Here is a 10,774-nt window from a genome sequence, read left to right on the forward strand (position 1 = left end):
GCACGTAGTTGCGGGTCTCCGAGAACGGGATCTTCTCGACCCAGTCGACGGCGTCGACCTTGGGATCGCGCGGATCGACGTAGCGCTCAATCCACATCCTGACGCTGCCGCGGCCGGCATAGTATCCCGCGAAAGTCAGGATGTAGGAGCCGCGGTAATCCTCGATCAGTCCGCCGAGTTCGGCGGCGCCGAGGGTGGCGTTGTAAACCGAATCGTTCTTCAGCCGGGAGAGGTCGTACGTCGCGCCGTGTCGCTTGCAGACATAACGCGCGGCGTCCGGCGTCACCTGCATCAGCCCGTAGGCCTGCGCCGGCGACACCACCGCCGGGTTAAAGGCGCTTTCCTGCCGGGCAATGGCATAGACGATACTCTGTTCGACCTCCGGCCCGATCGACTTGAACGGGGGAATTCCAACCACCGGATAGGCGTAGAATTCGAACGGCAGCCCGCGGTTGAGGGCAGCCTTGCCGAGCAGCAGCATGCCCCGCGCGTCGCCATTGCGCGACGCAAGCTCGCCCAGCCCCGCCAGCGCATCCGGATCGCCGTTCTCGCCGAGGTCGCTCATGATCGGGAGCGCGAGTTCGCGCTCGTCCAGCTGATAGAGCAATTGCACCGCGCGGACGATTTCCAGCCGCTCGATTCCCCGCGACTTGCCGCCCGGCGCGCCGTTCAATTCGATCTGCGGAAGTCCGAGTTTGGCGCGCGCCAGCTGGCCGTAATAGCTGGTCGATTGCTCGGCCGCCCTTGTGTAGGCGGCGCGGGCTTCCTGGGCGCGGCCGGCGGCTTCGGCGGCGCGGCCCTGCCAGTAGCCGGCGCGCGCCAGCGCGGTCGGGTTGACGCTGCCGACGCCGATGCGGGCAAAATGCTGCGCGGCGGTCGCGGGGTCGTTGAGGAAACGCAGTGCAATCCAGCCCGCGGTGAATTGCTGCTCGGTCTGGTAGATGTCGCGGGCAGGCAGCGCAGCATCGCGGGCGATCAGATAGGCGTTGCGGTTCTCGCCGGTGTCGAGCAGTTTTCGCGACAGCAGCCGCCGTTCGATCCACCATTCGTCCAGATTGTGCAGCCGGCCGGGATCCTTCGGCGCGTTCAGCATCAGCTGCGCGGCCTCGGCGAATTTTTCGTCGCGCCGCAGCAGCTGAATCTTGCTGAAGATGTAGCCGGGATCGCCATGCAATTCACTGGGCACCGCGTTCAGCAGCGACTTGGCGTTGCTGGCCTTGGTGTTGTTGGACGCGATGCGGGCCTTGGCCAACGCCACCTGGTTGGCGCCGAGTCGCTTGGCGGCGCGCAGCGCGGCCGCGGTCTCCTTGCCGTAGAGCAGGGTATCCATCCGTGCCTTGTGATCGCCCGGCGTGATCAGCGCGCCGAACTGGTCGAGCGCCGCACTCTCGGTATCCTCCGACATCGAATCGCTGCGCCAGGCGCTGCGCACCAGACGCTCGGCATTGGCGCGGTCGCCGCGCGCGATCATGGCACGCGCCAGCGAGAACTTGCCCTTGGCCGAGCGCGGCGATTCGTTTTCGAACCACGCCCAGATCGTGGCGTCGTCCCGACGGTCGTCCCACAGCGCCGCCTCGATGCGCCGGCGCATGAAGGTCTGCGATGGCCAGCTGGGATTGGCCGCGACGAACGCGCGATAGCGCTCGACCGACACGTTGTTGTCTTCGCTGCGCAGGATGATCCATTCCGCGAGTTTCTTCGCCACCGGATCCGATATCGCGGCTTGCGCCTGCGTTGCATCCGCGGGCTTGCGCTTGCGCACCAGCTCGATGACGTTTTCCAGCGCCTCGGTATCGGCCTGCGAGGTCGACGACGTCGCGGCGATGGCGGCAGGCACCGACGGCTTGCGCGGAGGCGGCTGGCGGGCCGCGGGGGCCAGAGCCGGTGCCGAGGCTGGCGCAGCGCTCGCAACCGGAGCGGCATTTTGCACGGCGGTGGCGGCCGGCACGGTATTCTTGGCGGCGGGTGCGGGAACCAGATTGCGCGCGATCGGCCGCGGTTTCGGCAATGGAACCTTGGTCTTGGCGACTGCTTCGACCGTAAAGGCCGACAATCCCACGGCCAGCGCCAGGCTTGTCGCCAATGCCGTCGATCGCAATGCAGCTGCGCGGGCGGGTCGGGTCACTGCTTTCCCTAACGGCGAATCATTCAATCGCTGAGGCTCTAGCTCTATTTGATTGAAAATGTGGACAAAATACTAAAATCGCTGAACTTTCGGATGTCATGCGCCAGGACAGCGGCAAAATCGCGGCCAGCCGGCCTTTCGCAGCCCAGCCAGACCCGGTATGAATTGGCCTTACCGGCAGTAAACGGCCAGCAAGCGCGTTCGGAGGAAGGCCATGGCAAGCAAGACGACTTTTCGGGGCTCCTACACCGCCTTGGTCACGCCCTTCAAGAACGGCGCGATCGATGAAGCGGCGTTCCGCGGCCTCGTCAGCTGGCAGATCGAGCAGGGGTCGCACGGCCTGGTGCCGGTCGGCACGACGGGAGAAAGCCCGACCCTCAGCCACGCCGAACATCACCGGGTGGTCGAACTGTGCCTCGATGAGGCGAAGGGGCGCGTGCCTGTCATCGCCGGTGCGGGCTCGAACTCGACGCGCGAGGCCGTCGATCTGGCTGTCCATGCCGAGAAGGCCGGCGCGGATGCCGTGCTGGTCGTCACGCCGTATTACAACAAGCCTACCCAGGAAGGGATGTATCAGCACTTCAAGGCGGTCAATGACGCCATCGGCATCCCGATCATCATCTACAACATCCCGCCGCGCTCCGTGGTCGATATGTCCGTCGAGACCATGACCCGGCTGTTCGAGTTGAAGAACATCGCCGGTGTCAAGGACGCCACCGCCAATCTGGCCCGGGTGTCGCAGCAGCGCCACGCGATGGGGCCGGATTTCATCCAGCTTTCCGGCGAGGACATGACGGCGCTGGCCTATATGGCGGCGGGTGGACATGGGTGTATCTCGGTTGTCGCCAATGTCGCGCCGAAACTGTGCGCCGACCTGATGACCGCCGTGCTGAAGGGCGACTACGCCACCGGATTGAAGATCCAGGACCGCTTGACGCCGCTGCACGATGCCATCTTCAAGGAGCCGGGCCTCGCCGGAGCCAAGCATGGCCTCAAGCTGCTGGGGCGGCTGGACGAAGAAGTGCGCCTGCCGCTGATGACAGTGACGCCGCCAACCGGCAAGGTGATCCGCGACGCCATGGTGCATGCGGGCCTGATCAACTGAACCGTCGACGCTGCCGCCGAGAGACTTGTCGTCAAGAATCTTGACGCCAAGAGCCTTCCGGCCCGTGAAGTCGAACAGAAGGGGCTGCAGATGCTGAAGGAATTTCGTGAATTCGCCATGAAGGGCAACGTCGTCGACCTCGCGGTCGGCGTCATCATCGGTGCCGCTTTTGGGGCGATCGTGACCTCGATGGTCAGCGACATCATCATGCCGATCATCGGTGCCATCACCGGCGGCCTCGATTTCTCCAACTATTTCACGGGCCTTTCGAAGGCGGTCACGGCAGGCAATCTTGCTGACGCGAAAAAGCAGGGTGCCGTGCTGGCGTGGGGCAATTTCCTGACGCTGACGCTGAATTTTGCCATCATCGCCTTCGTACTGTTCATGATCATCCGAGCCATGAACAAGATGAAGCGCAGGGATGAGGCGGCTCCGGCGGCTCCGCCGAAGCCGACCCGGCAGGAGGAACTGCTGACCGAGATCCGCGATCTGCTCAAGAAGACTTGAAGCGCGATACCGACGACGTGGGCGTTGTCGCTGCTTTCCAGAGACAACGCCCAGAGGTTTTGAATGATGGCTGAAAAGAACGAGCGCGCGATCAAGGTCGTCGCCGAAAATCGCAGGGCCAGGTTCAACTATGCCATCGAGGACACGCTCGAGGCCGGCATTGCGCTGACCGGCACCGAGGTCAAGTCGATCCGTAGCGGCAAGACCACCATCGCGGAATCCTACGCCGATACCAAGGATGGCGAGATCTGGCTGATCAACGCCAACATTCCGGAATACCTGCAGGCCAACCGCTTCAACCACGAGCCGAAGCGGCCGCGTAAATTGCTGCTGCACCGGAAGCAGATCAACAAGCTGATGGGCGCGGTCGATCGCGACGGCATGACGCTGATCCCGCTCAAACTCTATTTCAACGAACGCGGCCGCGCCAAGCTGTTGCTGGCGGTGGCCAAGGGCAAGAAACTGCACGACAAGCGGGAGAGCGAGAAGAAGCGCGACTGGGGCAGGGAGAAGGGCCGCCTGCTGCGGGCGCGGGGGTAAATCCTCGGCCTCATCCTGAGGAGCGCGTCTTCGCGCGTCTCGAAGGATGAGATCGGGGCTTTCATGGTTCGAGACGGCGCAAGGGCGCCTCCTCACCATGAGGTCCGAATGTGCGGGATGTCGAGGCAAGGACAATGAACCAGAAGAACCTGTTCGAAGTCGACTGGAGCAAGATCCCGGCGCCGTCGGACGATGGCGCTGCGGCGCATCTGGTGGGCATGACGATCCCGCCGCTCAGCCTGAGGGCGACCGACGACACCGAGGTGACGCTGTCGGCGCTGCCGGGACGCACCATCGTTTTCGCCTATCCGCGAACCGGCGAGCCCGGCAAGATCAGCCTGGTCGATGACTGGGACATGATCCCGGGCGCCCGCGGCTGCACGCCGCAAGCCTGCTCGTTTCGCGACCTGTTCGCGGAACTCAAGGCGGCCGGCGCCGGACAGGTGTTCGGCCTGTCGACGCAGAGCAACCTTTACCAGACCGAAATGGCGTCTCGGCTGCATCTGCCGTTTGCGGTGCTATCGGATGCCAAGCTGGCGCTGACGCGGGCGCTCAATCTGCCCACCATGGAAGTGGCGGAACAGACCCTGATCAAGCGGCTGGCGCTGGTGATCGATAATGCACGCATCACCCACGTGTTCTATCCGGTGTTTCCACCCGATCGAAACGCCGGCGACGTGTTGGCGTGGTTGAAGCAGAACAGGGTGAATTTGTAGATGCCATGGGGCGATGGGCGTGATTGCGTCGGAACCTTGCATCTGGCGTCTCCAAAGGTTCGAGTGTGCAAACCCAAACCTATCGGATGCACGCCCATCGCCCCATGGCATCTACGAATCCAGATCCGCTCGTACCTTCGCAAACATGTTGCGAAACATTTCCGGCGTCAGCACCCGCGTGTTGGTGTTGTAGCGTGAGCAATGATAGCTGTCGTAAAGCTTCAGCGTACCGGCAGCGTGGATCGCGCCGTGCGCAAACGGGGCCGCGGCGGCGCGAAGCGTCAGGACTTTCAGCATCGAATCATGCGCGACACGGCCGAGTGCCACGATCGCGCGCAGTTTGGGCATCGCCGCTATCGTGGCCGACGAGAACTGGCGGCAGGTGTTGATCTCAATGGGCAACGGCTTGTTCTGCGGCGGCACGCAACGTACCGCATTGCTGATCCGGCAATCGACCAGTTTCAGCCCGTCGTCGGGCCGCGCCAGATAGGCGCCCTTGGCAAAACCAAATTCCAGCAGCGTCGCGTAGAGCAGGTCGCCGGCGAAATCGCCGGTAAAGGGACGCCCGGTACGATTGGCGCCCTGCACGCCGGGCGCGAGGCCGACGATCAGCAGCGCGGCATTGGCATCGCCGAACGACGGTACCGGCGAATTGAACCAATTTGGCTCGCGCGCGCGCAACCCGTCGCGATAGCTCGCGAGCCTTGGGCATAGCGGGCAATTGCGGTCGGGTTCGGTGGGGAGGGCGAGCGGCTTGCGACCGCGTCGCGGATCAGTCTCAATCCTCGAAATCGTCGTCATCCGCCCTCGGCGCCATCGTGGTCGCGCGCTGCAGGAACTGCGGCGCATGATGGCGCGGCTCGCGCGGAGCCGGGCGCTCGGACGGATCGCGGCCAAGCTTGGATTGCAATTCAACCAGATCGGTGAAGACGTCGGCCTGGCGGCGCAGTTCGTCGGCGATCATCGGCGGCTGGCTCGAAATCGTCGAGATCACGGTGACGCGGACGCCGCGGCGCTGCACCGCCTCGACCAGGGAACGGAAATCGCCGTCGCCGGAAAACAGCACGATCTGGTCGACATGCTCGGCGAGTTCCATCGCATCGACCGCGAGCTCGATATCCATGTTGCCCTTGACCTTGCGGCGGCCGCTGGCGTCGATGAATTCCTTGGTCGCCTTGGTGACGACGGTGTAGCCATTGTAATCGAGCCAGTCGATCAGCGGGCGGATCGAGGAATATTCCTGATCCTCGATGATCGCGGTGTAATAGAACGCCCGCAGCAGCGTGCCGCGGCTCTGGAATTCCTTGAGAAGGCGCTTGTAATCGATGTCGAAGCCGAGCGTCTTGGCGGTCGCATAGAGATTGGCGCCATCGATGAAGAGCGCGATCTTGGAGGTAGCAGGTGACATCAAAGGGTTCTCACGTTGTTGTTACGTTTTTGGCGCAGCGGCAACCAGACCGCGCATTTCCAGCATATGCTGCCTATAGTTCGGTGAGTATACCCATCACCAACACCATCGCAAATGTGGTGTGGAAAGGGCGAAACGACCACGACCTTAATGACGAGGCAATGAAGCGATTTCTTGTCCTGGACGGCGATTTGCCTGTCCGGACGCTCCCGCCATACTGGCCCCGGGAGGAGTTACCAGAGCCCACGGGGAAGGCAAATCACAAATTGGCCTTGCGGAATGCCCCCGGGACCTATAATTACCGCGACATAATCAACACATTCGTCCCATTTAACGGAGCGACAGTCGATGGCGCGCGTCACCGTAGAAGATTGCATTGATAAGGTCGATAATCGGTTCGATCTGGTCCTGTTGGCAGCGCATCGCGCCCGCATGATATCCTCGGGATCGCAACTCACGGTTGATCGCGATAACGACAAGAATCCGGTCGTTTCGCTGCGAGAAATCGCCGACTCCTCGATTTCCCCCGAAGATTTGCGCGAAGAGTTGGTTCATTCCTTGCAGAAATTCGTCGAAGTCGACGAGCCGGAGCCCGATACCGTGCCCTTGATCGGGTCGGCCGGGGCCAGCGTTGATGCCGACGACACCGAGGTCGCCGTCGAGCGGATGACCGAGGAAGAGCTGCTGAAGGGCCTCGAGGGCCTTGCGCCGCCTGAAGAGCAGCCGGAAGAGGACGAATAGGCCGTTTCGGCCGCGGCTTGGTTGTTACCAACCACCTGATTTGCCTAAGGCCCGGACCATCGTCCGGGCCTTTGCTTTTGTTGACATTTTCGGTGCTACGATGCCTCGGTAACGGGTGCAGTCAAATGCTGCACCTTTAGGTCCAAAAAACGAACATTTGCCCCTCCGAAAGGGTGATGCTCGGGCCACGAAAGCACTAGGTTATATCGTGGAGCGGGTGCGTTCGGGCCCGGCACGGAGGCAACGATTCGATGGCGTATTGGCGCCGCAGCCCACGGCAGACGCAGGCCGCGACCGAATCGGTTGCGGTGGTGCCAAGCTCGGCTATGCCGCTGCCCGCCAAGCCGGTAAAATCACCGCGTTCCGGCATGATACGGCAGTACGATCTGGTCGAGCGCGTCCGGTCCTATAATCCCGATACCAACGAAGATCTGCTGAACCGCGCCTATGTCTACGCCATGAAGGCGCACGGCACCCAAACCCGCGCCTCCGGCGACCCCTATTTCTCGCACCCGCTCGAGGTTGCGGCGATCCTCACCGACCTCAAGCTCGACGACGCCACCATCGTGGCCGCCCTGCTGCATGACACCATCGAGGATACCGAGGCCACCCGCGCCGAAATCGATCACGTGTTCGGCCACGAGATCGGCGCGCTGGTGGAGGGGCTCACCAAGCTGAAACGGCTGGAGCTGGTGTCGCGCGAGGCCAAGCAGGCCGAGAACCTGCGCAAGTTGCTGCTGGCGATCGCCGACGACGTTCGCGTTCTCCTGATCAAGCTGGCCGACCGGCTGCACAACATGCGCACGCTGGAATTCGTGCCGCCCACCTCGCGCCGCCGGATCGCCGAGGAAACGCTCGACATCTATGCGCCGCTCTCCGGCCGCATGGGCATGCAGGAGATGCGGGAGGAGCTCGAAGACCTTTCGTTCCGCATGCTCGATCCGGAAGCTCACGCCGTGGTGATGCAACGGCTGGAAGCGCTGGAAGATCGCAACCGCAATTTGATCGGCGAGATCGAGAGCCAGCTTACCAAGAACCTGCAGAAAAACGGCATGGCGGCGCATGTCTATGGCCGGCGCAAGCGGCCGTTTTCGATCTGGACCAAGATGGAGCGCAAGTCGGTCGGTTTCGAGCAATTGTCCGATATCTTCGGCTTCCGTGTCGTGATGGATGACGTCGAGGCCTGCTACCGCGCGCTCGGCGTCGTGCACACCACCTGGCCGGTGGTGCCAGGCCGTTTCAAGGATTACATCTCGACGCCGAAGCAGAACGACTACCGTTCGATTCACACCACCGTGATCGGTCCCGGCAACCAGCGCGTCGAACTGCAGATCCGCACCGAGGAGATGGACCAGATCGCGGAACTGGGCATCGCCGCGCATGCCTTCTACAAGGATGGCGTGGGCTCGCCGACCGAGCTCCTGAAGCGCGAATCCAACGCCTTCGCCTGGCTGCGCCACACCATCGGCATCCTGTCCGACAGCTCCAATCCCGAAGAATTCCTCGAGCATACCAAGCTTGAGCTGTTTCACGATCAGGTGTTCTGCTTCACCCCGAAGGGCAAACTGATCGCGCTGCCGCGCGAGGCCAATGTGATCGACTTCGCCTATGCGGTGCATACCGATGTCGGCAACAGCGCGGTAGGCTGCAAGATCAACGGCAAGTTCGCACCCCTGTCGTCCGAGCTGCAGAACGGCGACGAGGTCGAGGTGCTGACCTCGGAAGCGCAGGCCGCACCGCCTTCGGCGTGGGAATCGCTTGCGGTCACCGGCAAGGCGCGGGCGGCGATCCGGCGCGCCACCCGCACCGCGGTGCGCGACCAATATGCCGGACTCGGCCGCCGCATCGTCGAGCGGCTGTTCGCGCGCGCCAAGATCGAATACGCCGACGACAAGCTCAAGGGCGCGTTGCCGCGGCTGGCGCGCGCCTCGATCGACGACGTGATGGCGTCGGTCGGTCGCGGCGAGATGAAGGCTTCCGATGTCGCCCGCGCGATGTACCCCGACTACAAGGAAGAACGGGTGGTGCGCTATGGCGCCAAGAAGAGCCTCGCGGTCAAGCTGAAGCTGAAGGCCGATCCGCACCATCCAGCGCGGGCCGCCTCGGTTATCCCGATTCGCGGCATCAATTCCGACCTGCCCGTGAAATTCGCGCCGAACGGAGGCGCTGTGCCGGGCGACCGCATTGTCGGGATCGTGACGCCGGGGGAGGGCATCACGATCTATCCGATCCAGTCGCCTGCGCTGAAGGACTTCGAGGAGGAGCCGGAACGCTGGCTCGACGTGCGTTGGGACATCGACGAGACCATACCGCAGCGCTTTCCGGCGCGGATCCGGATCGACAACGTCAACGAGCCCGGCAGTCTCGCCCAGGTCGCCACCGTGATCGCCGAGCACGACGGCAATATCGACAATATCAGCATGTCCAGACGTTCACCCGACTTCACCGAACTCACGGTCGATCTCGAGGTCTATGACCTGAAGCATCTCAGCGCTATCATCGCCCAGTTGCGCGCCAAGGCCGTGGTCGCACGGGTCGACCGCGTCAACGGGTAGTCCAGTTCGTCATTGCCGGGCTTGACGCGGCAATCCATCTTTATGAAGAAGATGGATGCGCGGGTATATTGGGTAAAGACGTGCTTCGCGCTTTTGCCCGCGCATGACGGTTCGAGTGTCTTTGTCGTCCTCCAAACTGCGTCGGAAGTCCGCATGCCTGCTCTCCCCCTGCGTCTCGGTGTCAATGTCGATCACGTCGCCACCCTTCGCAACGCCAGGGCCGGCGAGCGGCCGGACCCGGTACGCGCGGCCCTGGTCGCGATCGCGGCCGGCGCCGACGGCATTACCGCTCACTTGCGCGAGGACCGCCGCCACATCCGCGACGACGACATGGCGCGGCTGAAAGCGGAGATTTCAAAACCGCTGAATTTCGAGATGGCGGCGACCGAGGACATGCTGCGGATCGCGCTGGCGACCCGGCCGCATGCGGTATGCCTGGTGCCCGAACGGCGTGAGGAACTCACCACCGAGGGCGGCCTCGACGTGGTCGGGCAGCACAATTTGCTGGCGCCATTCATCGCGCGCCTGAACGATGCGGGGGTGCGGGTGTCGCTGTTCATCGCCGCCGACCCCGCCCAGATCGAAATGGCGGCCAGGCTGCGCGCGCCTGTCATCGAGATCCACACCGGCGCCTGGTGCGACGCCGTGGTCGACGGCCAAACTGCCAAGGCGGAATCCGAATGGCAGCGCATCGTCGCCGGCGCAGGGCTGGCGCGCTCGGCCGGGCTCGAAGTCCATGCCGGCCACGGTCTCGATTATGCCACAGCGGAGACGATCGCAGGCGTGGCCGAGATCATGGAGCTGAATATCGGCTACTACATGATCGGGGAGGCGCTGTTCGTCGGGCTCGGGGAGACCGTCCGGACGATGCGGGCGGCAATGGACCGCGGGCGTGCCCATCTCGACAGCGGCGATTCCAAGAGCCGGACGGGCAGGGCATGATCATCGGCATCGGCTCCGACCTGATCGACATCCGCCGGGTCGCCAAGGTGATCGAGCGCCACGGCGACCGCTTCCTCGACCGGGTTTTCACCGAGGCCGAGCGTGCCCGGGCCGGGCGCCGCGCCAAGAGCGAGA

The 10,774-nt window shown here is 63.5% G+C and carries 10 protein-coding genes and 1 pseudogene; 8 read left to right on the forward strand and 3 right to left on the reverse strand.

Annotation, left to right across the window (positions count from 1 at the left end; translation table 11 throughout):
- A partial coding sequence (locus Q8N40_RS08695) for a lytic transglycosylase domain-containing protein (protein ID WP_305711528.1) occupies positions 1–2,083 on the reverse strand: 2,083 nt, incomplete at its 3' end.
- A gap of 256 nt (positions 2,084–2,339) precedes the next feature.
- Here Q8N40_RS08695 and dapA point away from each other — a divergent pair.
- The 4 genes from dapA to Q8N40_RS08715 all read left to right on the forward strand — a co-directional run bounded on the left by dapA (position 2,340) and on the right by Q8N40_RS08715 (position 4,993).
- Positions 2,340–3,230, forward strand: a complete 891-nt coding sequence (dapA, locus tag Q8N40_RS08700) for a 4-hydroxy-tetrahydrodipicolinate synthase (RefSeq protein ID WP_305320442.1) — start codon at positions 2,340–2,342, stop codon at positions 3,228–3,230.
- Positions 3,231–3,320: 90 nt separating this feature from the next.
- Positions 3,321–3,737 (forward strand): large conductance mechanosensitive channel protein MscL, encoded by a 417-nt coding sequence (gene mscL, locus Q8N40_RS08705; RefSeq protein WP_305320443.1) that lies wholly within the window; start codon positions 3,321–3,323, stop codon positions 3,735–3,737.
- Between the two features lie 66 nt (positions 3,738–3,803).
- Entirely contained in the window at positions 3,804–4,277 is a 474-nt protein-coding gene (smpB, locus tag Q8N40_RS08710) for an SsrA-binding protein SmpB (RefSeq protein WP_305711532.1), read from the forward strand.
- Positions 4,278–4,411: 134 nt separating this feature from the next.
- On the forward strand, positions 4,412–4,993 hold the full coding sequence (locus tag Q8N40_RS08715) for a peroxiredoxin (RefSeq protein ID WP_305711529.1): 582 nt from the start codon (positions 4,412–4,414) through the stop codon (positions 4,991–4,993).
- A gap of 111 nt (positions 4,994–5,104) precedes the next feature.
- Here the strand turns inward: Q8N40_RS08715 and Q8N40_RS08720 are convergent, their stop codons facing one another.
- Positions 5,105–5,794: a uracil-DNA glycosylase gene (locus tag Q8N40_RS08720; protein WP_305320446.1), complete on the reverse strand. Its 690-nt coding sequence runs from the start codon at positions 5,792–5,794 to the stop codon at positions 5,105–5,107.
- Positions 5,772–6,401, reverse strand: coding sequence for an NYN domain-containing protein (locus Q8N40_RS08725; protein WP_305320447.1), 630 nt, complete (start codon positions 6,399–6,401; stop codon positions 5,772–5,774). Before Q8N40_RS08725 ends, Q8N40_RS08720 begins: the two co-directional genes overlap by 23 nt.
- 348 nt (positions 6,402–6,749) lie before the next feature.
- Here Q8N40_RS08725 and rpoZ point away from each other — a divergent pair, with 348 nt between their 5' ends.
- From rpoZ to Q8N40_RS08745, 4 genes and pseudogenes are all read left to right on the forward strand, one after another.
- The gene (gene rpoZ, locus Q8N40_RS08730) at positions 6,750–7,142 is read left to right on the forward strand and encodes a DNA-directed RNA polymerase subunit omega (RefSeq protein ID WP_074276225.1); all 393 of its coding nucleotides are present in this window, start codon (positions 6,750–6,752) and stop codon (positions 7,140–7,142) included.
- Between the two features lie 251 nt (positions 7,143–7,393).
- Positions 7,394–9,697, forward strand: a complete 2,304-nt coding sequence (locus tag Q8N40_RS08735) for a bifunctional (p)ppGpp synthetase/guanosine-3',5'-bis(diphosphate) 3'-pyrophosphohydrolase (RefSeq protein ID WP_305711530.1) — start codon at positions 7,394–7,396, stop codon at positions 9,695–9,697.
- 153 nt (positions 9,698–9,850) lie between these two features.
- Positions 9,851–10,639: a pyridoxine 5'-phosphate synthase gene (locus tag Q8N40_RS08740; RefSeq protein WP_305711531.1), complete on the forward strand. Its 789-nt coding sequence runs from the start codon at positions 9,851–9,853 to the stop codon at positions 10,637–10,639.
- A pseudogene (locus Q8N40_RS08745) lies at positions 10,636–10,774 on the forward strand (4'-phosphopantetheinyl transferase superfamily protein); the annotation flags it as partial. The gene Q8N40_RS08740 and the pseudogene Q8N40_RS08745, both read left to right, overlap by 4 nt.

It is taken from the genome of Bradyrhizobium sp. (assembly GCF_030693485.1).
Lineage (GTDB): Bacteria > Pseudomonadota > Alphaproteobacteria > Rhizobiales > Xanthobacteraceae > Bradyrhizobium.

Bases quoted from the DNA above. Each gene is read 5' to 3' on its own strand.
- mscL (WP_305320443.1), top strand. From the start codon at position 3,321: ATGCTGAAGGAATTTCGTGAATTCGCCATGAAGGGCAACGTCGTCGAC.
- rpoZ (WP_074276225.1), top strand. From the start codon at position 6,750: ATGGCGCGCGTCACCGTAGAAGATTGCATTGATAAGGTCGATAATCGG.
- Q8N40_RS08740 (WP_305711531.1), top strand. From the start codon at position 9,851: ATGCCTGCTCTCCCCCTGCGTCTCGGTGTCAATGTCGATCACGTCGCC.
- Q8N40_RS08715 (WP_305711529.1), top strand. From the start codon at position 4,412: ATGAACCAGAAGAACCTGTTCGAAGTCGACTGGAGCAAGATCCCGGCG.
- Q8N40_RS08735 (WP_305711530.1), top strand. From the start codon at position 7,394: ATGGCGTATTGGCGCCGCAGCCCACGGCAGACGCAGGCCGCGACCGAA.
- dapA (WP_305320442.1), top strand. From the start codon at position 2,340: ATGGCAAGCAAGACGACTTTTCGGGGCTCCTACACCGCCTTGGTCACG.
- smpB (WP_305711532.1), top strand. From the start codon at position 3,804: ATGGCTGAAAAGAACGAGCGCGCGATCAAGGTCGTCGCCGAAAATCGC.
- Q8N40_RS08725 (WP_305320447.1), bottom strand. From the start codon at position 6,401: ATGTCACCTGCTACCTCCAAGATCGCGCTCTTCATCGATGGCGCCAAT.
- Q8N40_RS08720 (WP_305320446.1), bottom strand. From the start codon at position 5,794: ATGACGACGATTTCGAGGATTGAGACTGATCCGCGACGCGGTCGCAAG.